The 21692-nt window shown below is 59.3% G+C and carries 17 protein-coding genes and 1 tRNA gene; 12 read left to right on the top strand and 6 right to left on the bottom strand.

Annotation, left to right across the window (positions count from 1 at the left end):
* Positions 1–2: 2 nt before the first annotated feature.
* The 3 genes from GRI43_RS08015 (at position 3) to bfr (ending at position 2349) form a co-directional block, all read left to right on the top strand.
* On the top strand, positions 3–1403 hold the full coding sequence (locus GRI43_RS08015) for an SPOR domain-containing protein (RefSeq protein WP_160730468.1): 1401 nt from the start codon (positions 3–5) through the stop codon (positions 1401–1403).
* 148 nt (positions 1404–1551) lie between these two features.
* Entirely contained in the window at positions 1552–1743 is a 192-nt protein-coding gene (locus tag GRI43_RS08010; protein WP_160730467.1) for a (2Fe-2S)-binding protein, read from the top strand.
* Between the two features lie 123 nt (positions 1744–1866).
* Entirely contained in the window at positions 1867–2349 is a 483-nt protein-coding gene (gene bfr, locus GRI43_RS08005) for a bacterioferritin (RefSeq protein ID WP_160730466.1), read from the top strand.
* A gap of 6 nt (positions 2350–2355) precedes the next feature.
* On the opposite strand, the gene GRI43_RS08000 is transcribed toward bfr, so the two are convergent.
* Both GRI43_RS08000 and der read right to left on the bottom strand, forming a co-directional pair.
* Positions 2356–2877 carry a DUF2721 domain-containing protein gene (locus GRI43_RS08000; protein ID WP_160730465.1) on the bottom strand — a complete coding sequence of 174 codons (522 nt, stop codon included), beginning with the start codon at positions 2875–2877 and terminating at the stop codon, positions 2356–2358.
* A gap of 124 nt (positions 2878–3001) precedes the next feature.
* Complete coding sequence (gene der, locus GRI43_RS07995) at positions 3002–4447, bottom strand: ribosome biogenesis GTPase Der (RefSeq protein ID WP_160730464.1); 1446 nt, start codon at positions 4445–4447, stop codon at positions 3002–3004.
* Positions 4448–4575: 128 nt separating this feature from the next.
* Between der and GRI43_RS07990 the strand changes: the two genes are divergently transcribed.
* Positions 4576–5235: a CHAP domain-containing protein gene (locus GRI43_RS07990; RefSeq protein WP_160730463.1), complete on the top strand. Its 660-nt coding sequence runs from the start codon at positions 4576–4578 to the stop codon at positions 5233–5235.
* Between the two features lie 3 nt (positions 5236–5238).
* On the opposite strand, the gene GRI43_RS07985 is transcribed toward GRI43_RS07990, so the two are convergent.
* The gene (locus tag GRI43_RS07985; RefSeq protein WP_160730462.1) at positions 5239–5556 is read right to left on the bottom strand and encodes a DUF3297 family protein; all 318 of its coding nucleotides are present in this window, start codon (positions 5554–5556) and stop codon (positions 5239–5241) included.
* A gap of 200 nt (positions 5557–5756) precedes the next feature.
* Here GRI43_RS07985 and GRI43_RS07980 point away from each other — a divergent pair.
* The 5 genes from GRI43_RS07980 to GRI43_RS07960 all read left to right on the top strand — a co-directional run bounded on the left by GRI43_RS07980 (position 5757) and on the right by GRI43_RS07960 (position 10364).
* Positions 5757–5841: transfer RNA gene (locus GRI43_RS07980), tRNA-Leu, on the top strand.
* Between the two features lie 58 nt (positions 5842–5899).
* Positions 5900–7474 (top strand): trigger factor, encoded by a 1575-nt coding sequence (gene tig, locus GRI43_RS07975; RefSeq protein ID WP_160730461.1) that lies wholly within the window; start codon positions 5900–5902, stop codon positions 7472–7474.
* Positions 7475–7586: 112 nt separating this feature from the next.
* Positions 7587–8744: a 3-oxoacyl-[acyl-carrier-protein] synthase III C-terminal domain-containing protein gene (locus GRI43_RS07970; protein ID WP_160730460.1), complete on the top strand. Its 1158-nt coding sequence runs from the start codon at positions 7587–7589 to the stop codon at positions 8742–8744.
* Positions 8741–9430, top strand: a complete 690-nt coding sequence (locus GRI43_RS07965; protein ID WP_160730459.1) for an iron-containing redox enzyme family protein — start codon at positions 8741–8743, stop codon at positions 9428–9430. Before GRI43_RS07970 ends, GRI43_RS07965 begins: the two co-directional genes overlap by 4 nt.
* Positions 9423–10364, top strand: a complete 942-nt coding sequence (locus GRI43_RS07960) for a DUF6999 family protein (RefSeq protein WP_202391614.1) — start codon at positions 9423–9425, stop codon at positions 10362–10364. Before GRI43_RS07965 ends, GRI43_RS07960 begins: the two co-directional genes overlap by 8 nt.
* A gap of 10 nt (positions 10365–10374) precedes the next feature.
* Here GRI43_RS07960 and GRI43_RS07955 read toward each other — a convergent pair whose 3' ends face one another.
* From GRI43_RS07955 to GRI43_RS07945, 3 genes are read right to left on the bottom strand one after another with little or no spacing between them, the layout of a single operon-like run.
* Positions 10375–11721, bottom strand: coding sequence for a cation:proton antiporter (locus GRI43_RS07955; RefSeq protein ID WP_160730458.1), 1347 nt, complete (start codon positions 11719–11721; stop codon positions 10375–10377).
* A 9-nt stretch (positions 11722–11730) separates the two neighbouring features.
* Positions 11731–13308, bottom strand: coding sequence for an amidase (locus GRI43_RS07950; protein ID WP_160730457.1), 1578 nt, complete (start codon positions 13306–13308; stop codon positions 11731–11733).
* Between the two features lie 54 nt (positions 13309–13362).
* The gene (locus GRI43_RS07945) at positions 13363–15486 is read right to left on the bottom strand and encodes a TonB-dependent receptor plug domain-containing protein (RefSeq protein ID WP_160730456.1); all 2124 of its coding nucleotides are present in this window, start codon (positions 15484–15486) and stop codon (positions 13363–13365) included.
* Between the two features lie 201 nt (positions 15487–15687).
* Between GRI43_RS07945 and GRI43_RS07940 the strand changes: the two genes are divergently transcribed.
* From GRI43_RS07940 to GRI43_RS07930, 3 genes are all read left to right on the top strand, one after another.
* The gene (locus tag GRI43_RS07940) at positions 15688–16392 is read left to right on the top strand and encodes an ATP-dependent Clp protease proteolytic subunit (protein ID WP_160730455.1); all 705 of its coding nucleotides are present in this window, start codon (positions 15688–15690) and stop codon (positions 16390–16392) included.
* Between the two features lie 243 nt (positions 16393–16635).
* Positions 16636–17904, top strand: a complete 1269-nt coding sequence (gene clpX, locus GRI43_RS07935; RefSeq protein ID WP_160730454.1) for an ATP-dependent Clp protease ATP-binding subunit ClpX — start codon at positions 16636–16638, stop codon at positions 17902–17904.
* Positions 17905–18189: 285 nt separating this feature from the next.
* Positions 18190–21513 (top strand): TonB-dependent receptor domain-containing protein, encoded by a 3324-nt coding sequence (locus GRI43_RS07930; protein WP_160730453.1) that lies wholly within the window; start codon positions 18190–18192, stop codon positions 21511–21513.
* Positions 21514–21692: the final 179 nt, after the last annotated feature.

Below are 21692 nucleotides of genomic sequence, written 5' to 3'. Positions count from 1 at the left end.
CAATGCCGAAGATAGCCAATAACAACCGGGCGATCATGCTGGCGGTGACCACCGCACTGGCGACGACTGCGCTTGCCGGATGCACCACGAAGGCTGCACCGCACGCCGAATATTCAGTCAACAAGGCGCAAACTGCGCTTGTCAAAGGCAAAACCAGCCAGGCCGTTTCCCATGCTGAAGAGGCCGTGCTGGCCGATCCGCGCAACGCATCCTACCGCGCAATGCTCGGCGCGACCTATATGGAGGCAGGGCGCTTCCAATCGGCAGCCGCAACATTCAAGGATGCGATGGACCTTGGCGATAACAGCGCGCGCACCGCGCTGAGCTATTCTCTCGCAGAAATCGCTGCCGGTGATTTCCGCGCCGCACAGGCGGTGCTGGACCAGTGGCGCGATGACATCGACGCTTCCGACCTCGGCCTCGCCTTTGCCCTTGCTGGCGATCCGGATCGCGGCGTGCACATTCTGGGCAATGCCCTGCGCGGCGGCCAGAACACGGCAAAGGTTCGACAGAACCTGGCCTATGCCTACGCACTCAAGGGCGATTGGCGCTCTGCCCGCCTGATGGCGGCAGAAGATGTGCCTGCAGACCAGATCAACGACCGGATCGCTGAATGGGCGCAAAGCGCAGCTCCGGCGCAGTTCCAGGTCCGTGTCGCCAATTTGCTGGACGTGCCGGTGGTGGGCGATACCGGACAGCCGGCCATGCTGGCGCTGAACAACCATCCAAGCACGCAGATGCTGGCAGCAGAAGCAGCCGCTCAGGCGCCTGCGCCTTTGGCACCTGTCGCTACACCATCGCCTGCAACGGCGGTGGCAAGCAGCGCATCGTCTTATGAACTCCCGCCGCTCGGCGCTCCTTCGGGATCGGCTTCGGCTCCTGCACCGACTGAAACGGTTGCCGCCTATGCTGCTCCGCCGGTCAAGGCTCAGCAAGATTTCGAAGCTGCATTTGTCGAAGAGGCTCCGGCCGGACCGACACTTGCCAAGGTTGCGCAAAGCACTAAGCGTTTCGTTTCGAACCCGGTGGTTCAGAAAGCTCCGGCTGGCTATAAGCCTAAGCCGAAAGCCGCCATTCAGGCAGCGTCTGCCGAAGGCCGCGATGCGGTTGCCGGCGAGCATCTGATCCAGCTCGGCTCATTCTCCAGCGAAGCAGCGGCAAAGCGCGCTTGGGGCATCTATTCCAAGCGGTATTCGCAGCTGGCCAATTCTGACATGGTCATCACCAAGGCGGTGGTTCGCGGGAAAACATATTACCGTGTGTCCGCCGGCGGTTTCCAGCGCGCGAGCGCCAAGAACATGTGCTCGAGCGTCAAATCGCGGAACCAGGGCTGCATCACCTGGGCAGCGAACAAGCCGCTTCCAGGTGCAGTTGATACCGGCATCCGGATGGCAAGCCGCTAATCCGCGATAAGCTGTAAAACCAAAGACAACAGCGAGAGCCGCCTTCCCTCAACGGGGAGGGCGGCTTCTTTGCGACTAATTCGCAAGAGACTTGCTATTGCGAATTAGTCGCATTATTATCCGAGGTGTTCTTGTTGGAGAATCGCCTTTGTACATCTGCATTTGCAATGCCATCCGCGAAACCGATCTGCGGCGCGCTGCCTGTTCAACCGCAGGTGATGCGGAAGCGGTCTATGCCGCGCTCGGCAAACGGCCCAATTGCGGCCAGTGCCTGGACGATGCCGAGGCGATCGTTTCCGAAGAGCGCGAAATGGCGCTCATGCCGGCTTACGCGGAATAGTTTTCTTACTAACGCAAATCACTCGCAACTGGCGGAATTCTGCCGTTTTTTGCTCTGAGTCCTTGCATTTCTCGGCGCGCGCGGCGCATGTTGCTACAACGAAATTCAGATAGGAGCGGGGCCATGAAGGGCGATCCAAAAGTCATCGAATTCCTCAACAAGGCGCTGACCAACGAATTGACGGCGATCAACCAGTACTGGCTGCATTACCGGGTGCTGGATGATTGGGGGATGGCCAAGCTCGCCGAATACGAGCGCCACGAATCGATCGACGAGATGAAGCATGCCGATCAGCTGGCGGGGCGCATCCTGTTCCTGAGCGGCCTTCCTAATTTTCAGGCGATCCACAAGCTGCGAGTGGGTGAAACGGTCGAGGAAATCCTCAAGGCTGATCTGGCGATGGAAGAGGATGCAATTCCGCTGCTGAAGGAGGCTATCGAGTATTGTGAAAGCGTGCGCGACTTTGTCAGCCGTGACCTGTTTTCCAGCATCCTCTCGAGCGAGGAAGAACACGTCGATTTCCTCGAAACCCAGTTTGATATGATCGAGCAGATGGGTCTGCAAAACTATGCCCAGTTGCAGAGCAAACCCGCAGGCGAAGAGTAAAGGCGCTTAGCTTTCTGCGTCCTCGGCGGCACGTTTTTCGAGGATTTCGCGGCTCATCTTGCGCCTTTCCCTCGCCGACGCGGTTGCCAACCGCGTTTCCAGCAGGAACAGGCCGAGCGCTGCAATCAACAGGACCATGGTGAAGATCCATGCAATCGCGACAGCCGTCCCGATTTGAGGGCGGATGAATGCGCTGACGAACAGCAGGGCGACGACCAGACAGATCGTCAGCGCCGCAGCCGTGCTCAGATTGACTGCAATCTGCGAATAGGACTGGCGCTGGCGCAAGGCGGGTAATTCTTCTGCCTCGCGTCCTGCAAGGCCGCTTTCCCGCGCCTGCTCGATCCCGTTGATCCGGTCGACGATCCATATCAGCCGTGCGTTCATAACGTTCAAAACGGCACCGATTGCCGCCAGCAGGAATACCGGCGCAAGGCTGAGCTGGACAATCTCTTGCACCCGCAGCGTACTTGCGGTGCGCTCGATCAGTTCGGTGGCGATTCCGGCTTCGGCGAGCAGTGGGATCACAGCAATTTGTCTTTCCTGAGTTTGCGCAAAATCTCGTCGGCTAACTGCCGTAAATAGACGATGCGTGGACGATCGTCATCGAAATATAGCGCTCGCCCACCGCCTTCATTCAGGCACCGGCTTGTCAGCTGGCGAAAGGGTTCTTTGGACTTTTCAGGTTCACCCGCACCGGCACGGCATCAAAGCCAAGCTGGCGGCGGATGCCGTTAACCAGATAGCGTTCATAGCTGGTGGGCAACATGTCCAGACGGGTCCCGAACACAACGAAACGGGGCGGGCGGGTGCCGACCTGCGTGATATAGCGCAGTTTGATCCGCTTGCCTTTTGGTGCGGGCGGCGGATTGGCGTTGAGTGCGTCGTCGAACCAGCGGTTGAGCGCTGCCGTCGGCACACGCTTGGACCAGGTCTTGCGCAGTTCGAACGCCGCGCCAAGCATGGTGTCGAGCCCTTTCCCGGTTTTCGCGGATACGGCAAACAGGGGGACGCCGCGAACCTGGGCAAGCCCATCGTTCAGCGCTTCCTTGATTCCGTTGAACAGGCTGGACGCGTTTTCGGCAACATCCCACTTGTTGATCGCGATCATCAGTGCACGGCCTTCCTCGACCACCTGACTGGCGATCTTGAGGTCCTGATGTTCAAGCCCCTTGGTCGCATCGAGTAGTAACACCACGACTTCGGCGAAATCGACTGCCAGTTTGGCATCCTGTACCGCGAGTTTTTCCAGCTTGTCGGTGACCTTGGCGCGCTTACGCATGCCCGCGGTGTCGATCAGGCGGATGTCGCGTTCCTCACCGCTGCGCGGATCGGTCCATTTCCAATCCACGGCGATCGAATCGCGGGTGATCCCCGCTTCGGGGCCGGTCAGCAAACGGTCTTCGCCCAGCAAGCGGTTGATCAGAGTGCTTTTGCCCGCATTCGGGCGGCCAACGATGGCGAGCTTCAGCGGGCCTTCGATGTCCTCGTAGATTTCTTCATAGACCTCGCCTGCTTCCTCGGCAGCGTCGCGATCTTGCTGGACCTTGGTAGCTTTCGCTTCCGCAGCGGCTTTTTCTTCCGCTTCGATCCGCGCTTCGCTGTCGCCGATGATCGGCCACAGCGCGCCAAACAGGTCGGCGATGCCTTCGCCGTGTTCCGCAGAAACCGGAACCGGATCACCAAAGCCGAGCGCGTAGCTTTCGAAAATGCCTGCTTCGGCGGCTTTTCCTTCCGCCTTGTTGCAGACCATCACCACAGGCACTTTCTGGCTGCGCAGCCAGAGCGCGATTTCTTCGTCCAGAGTGGTGACGCCCGCGCGGGCATCAATCACCATCATCGCGGCATCGGCACCGATCAGGCTGACTTCGGTCTGTTTGCGCATCCGGCCGGGCAGGGTGTGCGGATCATCATCTTCCCAGCCAGCGGTGTCGACCACCTCGAATTTCAGGCCGGCAATTTCGGCGTCGCCGGAACGGCGGTCGCGGGTGACGCCCGGCTGATCGTCGACCAGCGCGAGCTTTTTGCCCACCAGGCGATTGAACAGGGTCGATTTCCCGACATTGGGACGACCAATAATGATGACTTGCGGAAGCATGATGAGGCGCAGGTGGCGCTTAATCGTGCAATTGGCAAGCATTGCGATGAAAGCTGCCTGTTATGGTGAATATCCGTTAACCACAGCGGGCAGGGCGATACTAACCCAAATCCACCACAAGCAGCGTCATGAAGAGAGCGCTAACCATCCTCGCCGCTGGTGCCAGTTTTGCTGTGCCGCAAACCGCTTTTGCCGACGCCAGCGTCGGCTTCGAACGCGATTACGGCGCTGGATCGCGTGCGGAATTGCCGCCTTACCTGCAATGCGTCCCGTATGCGCGGGAAGTGTCGGGCATCCAGATTTACGGCGATGCCCACACATGGTGGGATCAGGCGGAAGGGCGCTTTCAGCGCGGAAACGAGCCGAAACCGGGCGCTGTCATGGCGTTTCGCCCGCATCGTAATATGCGCCTCGGCCATGTCGCAGCGGTTAGCAAGATCATCGACAACCGCACGGTTCTGCTGCGTCATGCGAACTGGTCGCCGATCAACGGGCGGCGCGGCCAGATCGAAAACGATGTCCGGGCGGTGGACGTTTCGCCAGGCAACGACTGGAGCGAAGTGCGCGTGTGGTATCACCCGCTGCAACAACTGGGTAAAACCGCATGGCCTGTGAACGGGTTTATCTACGGAAAAAAGGCCCGGCCATCGGGCGCGAAGAGCCAGATTGCACAAGCCAAGACCTCACCGAAACCATCGGCACACTTCGCCAGCGCCTTTACCGCGCTGGACGGCAATACCGATTCGGGCGGGAAATTCGCGTCCTTGTTCGCGAAATACGGAAACTAGGTCTTAGTCGGCCTTGGCGACGGGCGGATTATCGCCCAGATCTTCGAACCAGGCTTCAACAGGTCCCTTGAGTTTGAGCGTGAGCGGGTTGCCCTTGCGGTCCAGCGTCTTGCCTGCCTGAACCTTCACCCAGCCTTCGGAAATGCAATATTCCTCGATGTTCGTGCGCTCGGTGCCCTTGAACCGGATGCCGACGCCGCGCTGCAGCAGTTCGCCGTCGAACAGCTCGCTGCGCGGATTTACTGACAGGCGATCGGGCGGAACGTCCGCGCCTGACTTTGCTGCGGTTTCCGGGCTTTCTGGATTATTTTCTTCGCTCATCGTTCTCTTTCGGCTCTGCTGCCCCGGCGGTAATATGCCCGCCTCAGCTCAATTACAGCGCCGATAGTCTGACAAATGGTATCGGGCAAGGCGTTCTGGCGCACAGTCTGCTTGCCCTTTTGCGCAGGGCCTTTTAAGGGCGCACCCTTGCTCGCGAGGTTCGCGCCCAAAAGGCGTGTGCACGCGGCTTCGTTCGGGTTGCGGGCGTGGCGGAATTGGTAGACGCGCTGGTTTTAGGTACCAGTATCTTACGATGTGGGGGTTCGAGTCCCTTCGCCCGCACCAGAACGCCGCCTGCGACACTCGAAAAGATGAGATTTTGAAAAGGTTTAAGTAGCGCACCATGCAGATTAAAGAGACCACCAACGAAGGCCTCAAGCGCGCCTATCAGGTGACCATTCCGGCCGCAGATATCGCCAGCCGTATCGACGCTGAAGTCAAGAAGATCGCGCCGCAGGTTAAAATGCCTGGCTTCCGCCCGGGCAAGGTTCCGGCGAATCTGGTCAAGAAAATGCATGGCGAACAGCTGCATGCGCAGACCGTCAACGACGTGATCCGCGAATCGGTTGACGGCTTGATGAAAGAAAAGGCGCTTCGCCCGGCGATGCAGCCAGCGATCGACCTCGAAGAAGGTTATGAAGAAGGCAAGGACGCCAAGCTCACCATCGAGCTGGAAGTACTGCCTGAGATCGAAACGCCTGAAATTGAAAACCTGAAGCTTGAGCGCCTCAGCGTTCCGGTGAAGGACGAAGCGGTCGAAGAAGCGCTGAAGAACATCGCCGACCAGCAGAAGAGCTACAAGGATGCCGCCAAGACACGCAAGTCGAAGGACGGCGATCAGCTGATTATCGATTTCGTTGGCAGCATCGACGGTGAAGAATTCGAAGGCGGCAAGGCAGAAGACGCGCCGCTGGTTATCGGATCCGGCCAGTTCATTCCTGGTTTCGAAGAGCAGCTTTCGGGTGTGAAGACCGGCGATGAGAAGACCATCACCGTGACCTTCCCTGAAGATTACCCTGCCGAGCACCTCGCCGGTAAGGACGCGCAATTTGCCGTCACCGTCAAGCAGGTGAAGGTCGAAGGTGAAACCAAGCTGGACGACGATTTCGCGACATCGCTCGGCCTCGACAGCCTCGACAAGCTCAAGGAGCTGCTGAAAGGCCAGCTTGAGCAGGAAACCAACGGCCTGACCCGCACCCAGATGAAGCGTCAGCTTCTCGACCAGCTTGCTGCCGGCCATGATTTCCCGGTTCCGGAAAAGATGGTCGACGCAGAATTCGAACAGATCTGGGCCCAGCTTCAGCAGGAAGCTGCCAAGGACGAAAATCCTGAGCAGGCGCAGAAGGAAATCGAAGACGAGAAGGACGATTACCGCAACATCGCCGAACGCCGCGTGCGTCTCGGCCTGCTGCTCAGCGAAATTGGCCAGAAGAACGGTGTTGAAGTCACCCAGCAGGAAATGAGCATGCTCATCCAGCAGGCGGCGCAGCAATATCGCGACGAAGACCGCGAGCGTTTCATCCAGTACGTCCAGCAGGAACCGATGGCTGCAGCGCAGCTTCGCGCACCGCTTTATGAAGACAAGGTCGTCGACTTCCTGTTCGACAAGGCCGATGTCACCGAACGCGAAGTGACCAAGGAAGAACTCGAAGCCGCGATTGAGGCTGACGAGGAAGCCGAGGAAACAAAAGCCAAAACGAAGGCTCCGGCCAAGAAAAAGGCTGCCGCCAAGAAAGACGCGCCCAAGAAGGAAGCTGCCAAGAAAGCTCCGGCCAAGAAGGCCCCGGCGAAGAAGGCAGCCGCCAAGGACGACGAAAAGAAGCCAGCAGCGAAGAAAGCTCCGGCCAAGAAGGCACCTGCCAAAAAAGCAGACGCTAAGAAGCCGGCTGCAAAGAAAGCTGCACCCAAGAAGAAGTAAGGCGAACACCCTCCCGGCACGCTGATTTGCCGGGAGGTTTTCCCTCTGATTCAGCACGATTTTCCCCGAAACATGCTTGTCAAAGGCGGGTCGGGACGCAATCTTGGTCTGGATGACCTATATTACCGCCACGGGGCAGTTTCTGCCCGGCGACCCAGTCCCGAACGCCGAAATGGCCGATTATATCGGCCGCTTGTCTGACAATTCAGAGCGGCTCGGGAAACTCACTCTACGACAAAACAAGATCCGCACCCGGCATTATGCGCTGGAAAAGGATGGCACGACCAGGTGGACCGTCGCCAGCATGCTGGCGCGCGCGGCGCAGGATGCCCTGTCGGCGGCGGAGATCGACGCGAAATCGATCGGTTTCCTTTCCACTTCTACAACGCAGAACGACCTGATGGTGCCGGGCCTCGCCAGTCAGGTTCACGGCGAACTTGGCCTGCCCCCGCTGGAGATTGCCAGCCAGCAATCGGTCTGCGCCAGTTCGATGATGGCGCTAAAAAACGCATGGCTGCAATTGAAGGCGGGCGAGCACAAGTCTGCGATTGTCGGCGGCGGCGAATTTGCGAGCCGGTATTTCCGGCCTGGCTTTTATGAAGGCACCGCAGCGCTCGATGATGACGGTACCCTGCCATCCGATGCAGGGTTCCTGCGCTGGACGCTCAGCGATGGGGCAGCCGCTTTGATCATCGAAGACAGGCCCGCCGCGCGCGGCCTCTCCTTGCGAGTGGACTGGATCAGCCTGCGCAGTTTCGCAGACCGTTTCGGCCCCTGCATGACGGGCGGCGGGGTGCGCCGGGATGACGGGACCATGCAGCCTTGGTCGCACCATCCGACCATTCAATCCGCCGCGTCCGCGGGCGCGTTCCAGCTGCGTCAGGATGTCGACGCGCTTTACCGGATGCTTCCGGTGTGGATGGGCGAATTCATGCGGCTGGTGGATGAAGGCATGATCGATCCGGATGCGGTGGACTGGTTCTGTTGCCACTATTCCGCGCACAGCCTGCGCGAAGAGATGATCCGGCTTGCGACACGCGCGGGGTGCATGATCCCGGAAGACCGCTGGTTCTCCAATCTGGCGACCAAAGGCAATGTCGGTGCCGCTTCCATATTCCTGATACTGGATGACCTGATGCGCAGCGGTGATCTGCGTGAAGGTCAGAATATCCTTCTGGCGGTGCCGGAAAGCGGGCAGTGTGTCATGGCATATGCGGGGCTGACAGTGGTCGGGCCGGGTGAAGTTGATACAGCGGGAGAGGCGAAATGAATGCAGAAACCGGAAAACCGGACACGGCGCTGGCACGCACGCACCGGGGTCTTGCCCGCGTCTGGATCGATTTCGAAACATCATTGATGACCGTACCGCTGGTTAGCCGCCTGCACGCGGGGAAGTGGCGGCGGGACGATTACCTCGCTTTGCTGCGCAATCTTCGTCAGCAGGTTGTTGAGGGCAGCCGGTGGATCAGCCGTGCTGCATCCAATCTCGGCACAGATTACGAAGAATTGCGCACGCTGTTCATCCACCATGCGGAAGAAGAGCACCGGGATTACCGAATGCTGGAGGATAATTACGTCGCCGCCGGCGGGCTGCGCGAGGACATCGTGGGCGGCGAAAAGAACATCGGGTCAGAGGCGCTGTCGGGGTACATGTACAACGCCGCCTCTCAGCGCGACCCCGTGGGTATGCTTGGCGCGATGTTCGTGATCGAAGGGTTGGGCAACCGGATTGCCGGTCCGTGGAGCAAGCTGATGGCGGAGCAATTGGATTTGCCGCCTGAAGCGACGAGTTTCTTCACCTATCACGGGGAAAATGACGAAGATCACCTGGAGATGTTCGACCGCGCAATGGAAATCGCCGTGACCAGCGATGCCGTGGGCAGCGACATCATCAAACACGCGAAGGTCGTCGCGAGGCTTTACCGGCTGCAATTGGAAGAGATCGACAATGTCTGATGCGGATGGCGCGCCCCGCGTGGAGAAGGCCAGGGAGGAGAAGATTCTTCATGCCTTTGGCGACCACGATCCCGCTGATCCCGATCCGTGGGCTGCGCTTGCGATGGACCGGTCGCTGCCATTTGATCCAGAGGCAAAGGCCGCGCTGCTGCGTGACCAGCGCAGCCCCAGCCGCCAGTTCCTGCTGCCCTTCGTACGGCCACTCGCGCGCACCACAATTGTCCTGGCGCAGATATTTAAGAGTGTTTTCCCGCGCTTCCCCCATGCCCCGCGGTTCCTGCACTGGATGATCGCGAAGGGGATGAAACATTTCCTGACGCCCGATGCGAACCGCCTGATCCTGCGGCATTTTCACCTTGGATCGCAGGTTTTGCGCTTTATCGCGGATAACACCACGCCGGGCTTCAGGCCTACGCTGGAGCCGATGCAACCGGCCACGATTGACGATGTCCGGGACAATCTGTTTCTGAAACACGATCTCAACATCTTCAACTTTTTGATCCAGTTGAACCATGAACTGGATAGGCGCGGGGGCGAGGTGGGGAAGGTGGAACGCGTGGATTTCAACGCGATCGACCCTGACGCGGTGCAAATTGAAGACATGCCGAAGGGGCGGCTCAACAAGATCGACCTGCAGACGGCGATCGAACTGTACACGCCCGCATATGCGTTCTGGCTGACCGACCGGGATTTCTGGAGGGCTGCAAATAGTCTGCAACTAGACGAAACAATCGGCCTGTATTGCGCCCGCATCACGGGCGAGGAAAAACATCTGGCGATGATCACCAATGCGCATCCGATGGTGCCGGAATCCACCCTGAAAGCCGGTTTCAGGCTGGTCCTCCACGGGCTGGCCACCGAAGTGCTGCACGGGTTTTTGTGCGAACTGAAGGCGAAGCAGGCGGCGCAGGATGCCGCCGTGTTATCTGCCTAGGCAGCGGATGCTAGTCGCAGGCGTCCGGATCGACCCGGATGTTTTCGCGATTGTCAGGTGACAGGGATAGCATTTCCTCCCCCTCTCCCTTGTGGATGTGGCCTTTTCGGCGCTCGACATATTCTATGATCCTGCCGGCGGTGACGCCGTGGATCAGGATCGAGGCGAGGATCGTGAAGGACACCGTGGCCCATAGCAGATCGAGCTGTTCGAATGTCCCGTGGTTCTGGCCGTAGGCGAGGTAATAGATCGAACCCATCCCGCGAATGCCCAGAAAAGCGACAGCGGCCTTGCCTCTCCAAGGGAGCGGGGTGAACCATTCCGCCATCAGGCCGCTGAGCGGACGTATCACGAAGATCAACGCGAGGCCCGTAAGTGCGGCCGGCCATGTCAGCGCGTCGAGCACGCCGCTGGCCAGCATCCCGCCAAATGCCAGCAGCACCGCGACCAGCACGATCTTTTCGATCTGGTCGATGAAGTGATGGCTGATCTTGTGATACCGGCTGGCGTTCTCGCGCTGGCGGGCGGTAACAGCCCCGACGAATACCGCGATAAAGCCGTACCCCTCAACCATTTCCGCCAAGCCATAGGCAAGTAATAGCGTGCCGAGCACGATGAGACCTTCGCTGGTCGAATAGACTTCCGACTGGTCGCCATCCTGCTTGGCCGGCCCATCAACTTCGCGCTCGAAAACATACCATGATCCGGCCCGCCCGACGAGATAACCCATCCCGATACCGGCGGCGATGCGCCACACGAAATCAAGCGCGAACCATTCGATCGTCCAGCCGCCCAAGGACGCCATGCCCACCGCTGCAATCGCGAGGTAAGTGAACGGAAATGCCAGACCGTCATTGAGACCGGCTTCTGCGGTCAGGCTGAAACGCAGATCATGCCGCTCATTGTCACCCGGCGGGCCCACCTGCACGCTGCGCGCGAGAACCGGATCAGTCGGTGCCAGTGCCGCGCCGAGCAAAATCGCACTGGCCGGGGCCAGGCCAAGCGCCCACCAGCCAAGCAACGATACAAGGATAATGGTCAGCGGCATGGCGAACAGGAGCAGGGGCCATATCTGCCGCCAATTGCGCCAGTTCACCGGCCTGTCGATTGCGATGCCTGCAGCGGCGAGCGAAGCGATGACGATAAACTCGGTCACGTATTCCACAGTCAGCGCGTCGAGGCTGTCTGCCACGGGGTTGAGATGCGGCATACCCAGCGGGAGGGAAAACACCGCAAAGCCGACCCCGACATACAGGACCGGCATGGGCAGCAGACTGCGCGCAAGCCTTTTCTCCAGCGCCACAGCCAGCGTCAGGGCGAGTCCGAACAGGACAAACAGGAATATTCGCGGTTCCATCAGGACCTTCTAACGCTTGCTTGGCATCCATGCTCCAAAATCGGGCACGGGTATTTGCGACGTCCGGGCGCGTTCATAGGCGGCACCGGCTTTCAACACATCGTGGTCGGACCATTTTGCGCCGAAGAAACTGATCCCGACCGGCAAGCCATCAACCTGTCCCATCGGCACGGTCAGGTGCGGGTAACCGGCAATCGCGGCAGGGCTGCCAAAGCCGATACTGCCGTCATACGTGTCGCCATTACCCAGATCGCTGACCCATGCCGGCCCTCGGGTAGGCGCGACGAGGAATTGGACCTCATAATCGTCAAGCAGCCGATCAAGCGTTTCTGGCCCTGCGATCCGGACAGCATTTTCGCGCGCTTTCTCATACGCCTCGCGGTCGGTGGTGCTTTCGGCAAGCTCGAACAGGCCCTGACCAAAATATTGCATTTCAGTGGAGGCGTTCTGTTCGTTGAACCGGATCAGATCAGCAAGGCTGCGAGGCATGTCTTCACCGGGGAGCGAACCGAGATACTTGCCCATTTCCTCACGCAGTTCGAACAGCAGCACAGTGAAGCTGTCGCTGTACATTTCCTGGTTTGGTTCGAAATCGATATCGACCAGCACCGCCCCGGCCCGCTCCAGATCCGCCAGCGCCTTCGTGAATTCACCGCGAACGCCGTCATTGTTGCCGATCTGTTTGCGCATTACGCCAATTCGGACGCCGCGAAGCGAGTACTCCGAAAGACCTTCGGTATAGTCGGCGCGTCGGTTCGGCACGATCATCGTCACCGGGTCTGCAGCATCCTCTGCCGCGATAGCGCCCAGCAGCCGCGCTGCGCGCATTACGTCTTTGGCCATAGGCCCGGCAGTATCCTGAGTGCTGCTGATCGGCACGACGTGTCTGCGGCTGACCAGACCAACGCTCGGTTTGAAGCCAACGATGCCGTTGATGCTGGCGGGGCAGCTTATCGAACCGTTGGTTTCAGTGCCGATTGCGGCCCAGGCAAATCCGGCTGCGACCGCGGCACCGCTGCCCGAAGACGAACCGCAGGTGTTGCGCGCCGGATCATGCGGATTGCGGGTGAGGCCGCCCACCGCGCTCCATCCGCTGGTGGAATCGTCGTCCCGTATATTGGCCCATTCAGACAGGTTGGTCTTGCCCAGCACGACGCCGCCTGCCGCGCGCAAATTCGCCACCAGCGGCGCATCCCTGCCGGTCAGATTGTCTTTCAAGGCAAGGCTGCCCGCAGTGGTCGGCAATTCCCGGGTCTCGATATTGTCCTTGATCAGCACGGTCAGCCCGGACAGGGGAAGTCCGGCACGCTCAGCCGCCTGCGCCTGCGCGGCTGCATCGGGGTTAAGCGAGATCACCGCATTCAGCTGAGGCCCGGCATCGTCCAGCGCCGCGATGCGTTCGGTCTGCAATTTTGCCGCAGCCGCCGCGAGGCTGACGCGAGGCATCAGATTGGATTCGATTGGCCGTGTCGGTCGCTGCACCGGCGCGGCTTGCAGGCTTGCCGCTTCCGACGCCTCAGCCGCAGGCAGAGCGGCACAAGAGGCGCAGGAAATCGCAGCGGCAATCGGCAGGATAAATTTCTTCATGCTGCGCACGGTGCCAGCATCTGCCGCGAAGGCAAGTCCCGGCGCGGGTCAGACCTAGAAATTGCCGGAAACGCTAAACCTGAAAATCGGGCCGATCCGTCGGTCGAGCTTTTCCGCAAAGACGATGTTCGCGTTGGGGCGGGGCCCGTCGAAAACGACGCGTTCGAACTTGTTCCGTGCGCCCAGTATATTGCCATAGCTGGCGTTGACCGTCAGCCCGAACACATCCTTGTGTTCGACAAACAGGTTGGCGAATGTCGGACCTTCATAATCGCGGCCCGTCTCGAACCGGCGGGAGTAATTCGCGCGGTTATCGGTGAACAAACCGCCGCCCCATGCCCAGTCGGTGCCGAGGATGTCATGGCGGAAATTCACGTCGAGCAAATCGGTAAACCGACCTGAAAAGGGCCGTCTTCGGCCCACGAACGGGTCGTTAACGTTGTCCCATCGGCGGATACCGCGCACTTCGAAACGGGCACCGTCCCAGCCCAGTGGATCCATCTTGAGCGTGGTGTTCAGTTCAATCTGGGTGCGTTCCGCGCTGCCGATATTGCCGCGTGCTTCGCCGCCATCGGGCAGTGGGAAGAAATCGATGAAATCTTCATACCAGACCTGTTCCAGCTCAAATGTTGCGGAGCCCCATTCGCCCAGTCCCTTGTTTACTTGGAGTGCGACGTTCCAGCTCTGGTCCGGCTGCAATTCGTTATTGCCGCCGTTCGCGTTGTCATCGTTGATCGACACGCTGGCGAGAAAGTCACCAAACGAAAGCTGTCCAACCCGGCGGCGCAATTCGACCGAGATGTCGAGATCGTCTTCGGGTTTCCATGCGAGGGAGAACGACCCCTTGGGGCGCTGGAAGCTGCGCGAGTTGGCGGCGACACCGGTTTGCTCGATCTTCGAATATTCCGCGCCGCCGGTTGCCTGCAAGGAAAGCTTGGGGGTAATTTGCCTGCTGAAGCTGAGGATGGCTTCATACCGGTCTTCAGTGACACCGCCATTTCCCGCCGGGAATGCGATTTCGGTAAATCCCCCCGCCGGTGCCAGTTCGAACAGGCGCGACGTGCGGTTCAGCCGGTTGAACGCTGCCTCGCCCGAAATCTGCCAGTCGCCGCCCCACATTTTCCAGCCATATTCCAGGCGGCCGATCCGCTCGCCCGCTTCGTTGACCTGTGTGAAGCGCGATCCGGCATCGCCGCGTCCGTCATTGAAGCGGTCGATCACCGTGCTTGAGAAATTGTCGCGTTCGAACCGCTCGAGCCCGATCAGCTTCAGTGTGCCCGGTCCGAAAGGGAACTGGATGTCGGCGCCGATTTCATATTCCGGCCCGTCTTCCTCGCGGGAGGCGTCACGTTCGCGCACCAGGCCGTCAGGGGATACGCCGATCTCCGGTTCTTTGCGGGAGAAGTAATCTTCGCCGTAACTGAGGTTCAGATTGGCCACCGTGTCTGCGCCGAAATCATAGGCGAAGATGGCGCTCAGCTTGGGATTGTCGAATTTGCCCGAAACCTTGCTGAACTGTTCTTCGATCACAGCGCCGCTGGCGTCGGTGATCAGGCTCGGACCATCGGCCCCGAAGCGATTGTTGTCGTTGGACAGGGCGAGCGTATAATCGAGATCGCCCCGGCTTCCGGTCAGCGAGATTTCCCCGCCATACAATTGCGCCTCGGTATTGTGGGCCCGGAACCCGCCTCTCCAGCGAAACTGGCCGGATGTGCCGGTGTTCACATAAACGATATTGGCGACTTGACCGGACAGGCCGGGAATGTCGAGCGCGTTGCCGTCGAGGATTTCGATGCGAACAACGTCGCCGGCTGGAATCCGGCGCAACTGGTCGCGGACGCTGTCCGACTTGCTGGAGAAACGCTCTCCATTGACGATGACGTTCTGGTTCGCTTCGCCCAGACCGCGCTGGCCATCATTGCCGTCATCGATGGAAAAGCCGGGAATCTGCGAAACCATGTCCAGCGCACTGCGCGGGGCAAACTGTTCGAAATAGGTCGGCTCGAATATCCGCGCATCGGCACGCGGAGCGGCTGCGCTGAGGCCCATTGTGGCCGGGGTTTCTGCCGCGCCTGCGGGCTGTTCCTGTGCCAGCGCGGGTGCACAAAGGCAGGCGCTTGCACTGAACAGAAGGCAGGACGCCAGGCGCATCGATGGGGGGCGTGCAGCCGGTGTCATAGGTATCTTCTCCGCAGCGGGCCCTGCTTCGCGTCCGGGATGATTAACAGTGCGCTTCGATAGGACGCGCATTCGCCGGGACAAACGACATTGGATTGTCACGGTTTTCCACCCGTGATTTATCCTGCGAAGGTTAATCCCCTTGAACTCCACCGTGTCAGTCGCGACATAGGCCTTCGAACTTCGAGACAGAGGAATTCCATGATCGATCTTTCCGCGCAGCTTGGCGACACTTTCGGCTCTCAGGGCCAGTTCACGCGTGACCCCAATACCGGCGCGCTCGTGCCTGTCGTGGTGGAACAGACCAGCCGCGGTGAACGCAGCTTCGACATTTTCAGCCGGTTGCTTCGCGAACGCATCGTCTTCGTCACCGGTCAGGTGGAAGATGGCATGGCTTCGCTGATCACTGCTCAGCTGTTGTTCCTGGAGAGCGAGAATCCCTCCAAGCCGATCAGCATGTACATCAATTCGCCGGGCGGCGTGGTTACGGCCGGAATGGCGATCCACGACACCATGCAATATATCAAACCGCGCGTTTCGACGGTTTGCATGGGTCAGGCAGCATCGATGGGCAGCTTCCTGCTGGCCGCCGGTGAGCCGGGTATGCGTGTCGCATTGCCGAATGCGCGGATCATGATCCACCAGCCTTCGGGCGGTGCGCGCGGCATGGCGTCGGACATTGAAATTCAGGCTCGCGAAATCCTGCGGATCAAGAGCCGGATGAACGATCTGTATGTCAAATACACCGGGCAAAGCCTGGAAGATATCGAGCGGGCAATGGACCGTGATACCTTCCTCGAGGCTGACGAAGCGATGAAGTTTGGCCTCGTCGACAAGGTCTTCGAAACACGTCCGGAAAATGAAGAACCGGACGATGCCGACGGTTCAGGCGGCGCGCCGAAGTAACGCTCTCGCGGGCCGGGCATCGGTCTCGCTCAGGGTATGCGAGCGTCCACGCCCGCGGCCTTGTGCTGGGGTCCTGTACCGGGGCGGGACGTTAACTGTAGCTTTTCGGCAACCCTGTGCTTTCAGCTGTCTGTAACGGGCATCTGCTAAGCACAGCAGGTTGATTATACACGATCCGGCCTTAGAGTCGGGCGAATCTCCCCGCCAATGAGGGCGCTACGGGGGGATTCGGGAACACGGGATATGACAAAATTGAGCGGAACCGACTCTAAAAGTACGCTTTACTGCAGCTTCTGCGGCAAATCGCAGCACGAAGTTCGCAAACTGATCGCCGGCCCAACCGTCTTCATCTGCGATGAATGCGTGGAGCTGTGCAACGATATCATTCGCGAAGAAACCAAGGCCGGCATCGCTGGCAAGGGTGAAGGCGATGTGCCGACCCCGATGGATATCTTCACGACGCTCAACGACTATGTCATCGGCCAGGACCGCGCGAAGCGGGTCCTCTCGGTTGCTGTGCACAACCACTACAAGCGGTTGAAGCATGGCGGCAAAGCTGGCGATGTGGAGCTGGCGAAATCGAACATTCTGCTCGTCGGCCCGACCGGCTGCGGCAAGACGCTGCTGGCGCAAACGCTGGCGCGCACATTCGATGTGCCGTTCACCATGGCAGATGCGACCACGCTGACCGAGGCAGGTTACGTTGGCGAAGACGTCGAAAACATCATTCTCAAGCTGTTGCAGTCGTCCGACTATAACGTCGACAAGGCGCAGCACGGCATCGTCTATATCGATGAAATCGACAAGATCACCCGCAAGGCGGAAAATCCCAGCATCACCCGCGATGTTTCGGGCGAGGGCGTTCAGCAGGCGCTGCTGAAACTGATGGAAGGCACCACCGCCTCCGTCCCGCCGCAGGGCGGCCGCAAGCACCCGCAGCAGGAATTCCTGCAAGTGGACACGACGAACATCCTGTTCATCTGCGGCGGTGCATTTGCCGGGCTTGAGAAAGTGATTGCCGACCGTCTCCAGAAACGCTCGATCGGTTTTGGCGCGAACGTTGCCGATCCTGACAAGCGCCGCATCGGCGAACTGCTGGAAAAATGCGAGCCGGAAGATCTGCTGAAATTCGGTCTTATCCCTGAATTCGTAGGCCGTTTGCCGGTAATCGCGACTTTGCGCGATCTGGATACCGATGCCTTGGTTCAGATCCTCAGCGAGCCGAAAAACGCTCTGGCGAAACAATATGCCAAGCTGTTCGAACTGGAAGATGTCGAGCTTACATTCCAGCGCGACGCGCTGGAAACCATCGCGCAGAAGGCCATTGAACGCAAAACCGGCGCGCGCGGTCTCCGCTCGATCGTCGAAGGCATCCTGCTGGATACGATGTTCGACCTGCCCGACATGGAAGGCGTGACCGAAATCGTGATCGACAAGGACGTGGTCGAAGGCCGCAAGGAACCAATCCGCGTCATGGGCGGCAAGGATGAAGAAAAGGAAGAGGCCGCCTAAAAGGCTGCTTCCCCGTTGCCGCTAACCCGGTGACGCCTTTTTGCATTTCAAAACATTGAGACGGGTCTGGCATAACGCCGGGCCCGTCTTTTTTTGAGTTCACAGCGTTGCAGCGACGGGGGTAATCTGGCGCATCGATCCACGTGACGACGCGTATACAGTAGCGGAAATCACCCTTCGTGACATTCTCGCCACAGCTGTGACATTCTCGATTTCAGACGCTTTACATTGTGCTGCAGCGCAGCATAGTGTTTGTGAATTGCAGATAACAACGGGGAAGCAATCATGATCAATCGAAACCGGGCGCTGCGTGCAACATTGTTGCTGGCAGCGAGTTCCATGCCTTTTGCAGCTTACGCGCAGGAAGTGCCTGCAGAACCAGCAGCTGAGGCCCAGGACGAGGTCATTGTGGTGACCGGTTCACGTATTGCTCGTGACCCCAATATCGGTTCGCCCGCACCTATTCTGGCGATTGATGCTGCCGCACTGACCGAGACCGGCAGCGGCGACGTGGTCGATGTGCTGCGCAACGTTCCGGCTCTCTCCACGTCGACTTCGACCGAATCCTCGCTGGACGGTGTCTTTTCCTTCTCCGTCGGCCAGGCAACCTTGAACCTGCGCGGTTTGGGCGCGGGCCGTACACTGGTGCTGGTCAATGGCCGCCGCCACGTTTCCGGCGTCGCCGGTGCGCAGGTCGTGGACATCAATTCCATCCCGAGCGCGCTTATCGAACGGGTTGAAACGATCACCGGCGGTGCATCGGCTGTTTACGGTGCCGATGCTGTGACCGGCGTTGTTAACTTCCAGCTGCGCGACGATTTCGAAGGCCTTGAAGGCAACGTGCAGTCCGGCATCTCGCACAAGGGCGATGCATGGCGGTTCAATGGTGACCTTACCTGGGGCACCAATTTCGCCGACGGCCGCGGCAACATTACCGTAACCGGTGAATATGCGCGCAATGACGAACTGCTGTATGGTGATCGTTCCTTCAGCCGCGACAACGGAATTGCGGATGACCAGGGCAACCCGGCGCTGCGTTTCCAGAACGGCGATATCGGCACGGGTACCCCCAACTTTGCCAACTTCTATTCGCTGGCCAACGGCTCGTTCCCGACCGGTTTCCGTATCCCGACGAGTGCGGCTGATTTCCAGGCTGACTATCTCGCAGAATTTGGCACCACCCCGACGCTTAGCTCTGCGGAACTGGCGCTGATCGAGCGTGCTGCAAGTGCGCCGAGCCGGCTCATCGCCCGCGATCCGCGCTTCTCGCTGTCCTCGGCTGGCGGCGTTGTTGCGCCGGGTGATATCGGCCTCAGCGATGGCCCGGACATCAACAATAATGGCACTGCCGACTGTCTTGAATCCTCGGTTGGCTTTAACTCCACATTCAACCCCGGTGCGTTCGGGCTTGCTGGCGGCTGTGCCAACATCAACCCGGATGGCAGCGTCTCGGTCTATCAGGATGGCCTGATTACCGGCCTGTTCAACCAGTTTGGCGGCGACGGCATCCAGAATAATTTCAACGAGAATTCGCTGACGCCAGAGACAGAGCGCTGGTCCGTCAACGTCAACGCTTCGATGGAATTTTCCCCGGCTGCGGAACTGTTTTTCGAAGGGAAGTATGTTTCCAACACTGCTGAATTCCAGGGTCAGCCAAACACTTTCTATGATCTGCTGACCATTCGTTCGGACAACCCGTTCATCACCGGCGATCTGCAAGATTTCGTCGCGCCGTTGATCTTTGGCGGCGGGGACGGTCTCTACATCACGCGTGACCCGGCCGACCTTGGCCAGAACCGCGACCGTAACGAATTCGAAACATGGCGTTTTGTCGGCGGTCTGCGCGGCGAGATGACCGACAATCTGCGTTACGAAGTGTCGGTGAATTACGGCAAGTTCGACCAGAAGAGCATCAACAATAACAGCGTCATTCTCGACCGGTTCTATGCCGCAATCGACGTGATCAGCGATCCGGTATCGGGTAATCCCATCTGCCGTTCGGATATCGATCCGACTGCACCGGCAACGACCCCGTTCGGCATCCCTGCTGGCGATCCCGGATTCTTCAGCTTCAACCCGGGTGACGGCCAGTGTGCTCCTGCCAATATCCTTGGCGGGGTCGGCGCTATCAGCCAGGAAGCAATAGACTTCATCACGGCAACCACCGTCAACCGCTTTGCTCTCGACCAGCTGGTGCTCAACGGCACGCTCATCGGTGACACGGGCGGCTTCTTCGAACTGCCGGGCGGCCCTGTCGACTGGGTTGTCGGCGTTGAATTCCGCAAGGAAACCAGCGATTCGCAGTTCGATCCGCTGATCCGCGGTGTTGTCCCTGTCGATACGCCGGATGCGAATGCGGGCGATCTGCTCCGTGACCTGCCGAACGCACAAAACTCGCTGGTATTTGACCCGGCGTCGATCATCGACAATGCGGGCGGCGACTTTGACGTGTTTGATGCATTTGCAGAAGTTCGTCTGCCGCTTCTGGCCGACAAGCCGTTTGTAAGGCTGCTCGAACTCAACGCAGCGGCGCGGTACGCGAACTATTCCACGGTCGGCAGCACCTTCACCTGGAATGTGAATGGTCTGTACGCCCCGGTAGAAGACATCCTGTTCCGCGGTACGTATTCCAGCGCGGTGCGTGCGCCGAACATCAACGAATTGTTCAACCCGGCGCAGGGTGCATTCTTCCGTCCGGTCGACCCGTGCGATGCATCGGAACTTGCGAACGCGCCTGATCCGGCCCAGCGTCAGGCAAACTGTGTTGCGCTGTTCAATTCGATCGGGTTCGATCCGACCTTCGGCAGCGGCACATATTCGTATGTCGATCCGCTCACCGCACGTTTCTCCGGCTCGATCAGCGGTAACCCGAACCTTTCGGAAGAAACCGCGACGACCTGGACAGTGGGTACGCAGATCACGCCTTCGTTCCTGCCTGGCCTCGCGCTTAGCGTCGATTACTACAACATCGAAATCGAAGATGCGATTTCGACTGTGAGCGCGCAGGACATCGTGAACAATTGCGTCGACAGCGCAAACTTCAACAATCAGTTCTGTACGCTGGTTGACCGCAGCTCCAGCAATGGCGGGTTCACCTTCCTGCGTCAGTCGTCCCTGAACTTCGCCCGTCTAGAAACTGCAGGTGTCGAAGCATCGGCGCGTTACACCTTCAACCTTGGCGATCACGGGTTCACTCTCGCGGCGGCCGGTAACTGGGTGGACAAGCTCGACCGGTTCTTCGATCCTTCAGACCTCACCAATCTCGATCCTGAACTGGGCGAACTCCAGCGCCCGGAATGGTCCGGCAACGCGTCGCTGACCTGGGATTGGGACCGTTTGAGCATCACCTGGTCGACGACCTATCTCGACAAGATGGCGCTGCGTTCGGTCGAAATCGAAGATGTGGGCACGATCTACAGCGCTGAAAACGCGATTGCGGACGAAACCTTCATCCATGATATTTCGTTCAACTTCGAGGCCAGCGACCGGTTCTCGTTCTATGGCGGTGTGAACAATATCTTCAACGAAACGCCTTTCATCACTGAGCAGGCCTATCCGGTCAGCCCGGTTGGCACCTACTTCTTCCTTGGTGCGAAGGCAGGTTTCTAAACCGCAAAGATACGATGGATACAGGGCCGGTCAGCATGTGCTGGCCGGCCCTTTTTCGTGGCAGAATTAGAAAACCCCGCCCGGCCGGAGGAATGGCCAGGCGGGGTTCGTGTTGCGCTGCATCCGAAGGGGAAGGGAGCAGCGCAGTCAGACCGCCGAAGTTCCGTAAGACGGCGGCT

The organism is Pontixanthobacter luteolus, from assembly GCF_009828095.1.
Classification (GTDB): domain Bacteria; phylum Pseudomonadota; class Alphaproteobacteria; order Sphingomonadales; family Sphingomonadaceae; genus Pontixanthobacter; species Pontixanthobacter luteolus.
Note: the sequence above shows the minus strand (reverse complement) of the source record. Positions and strands in the feature narration are given on the sequence as shown.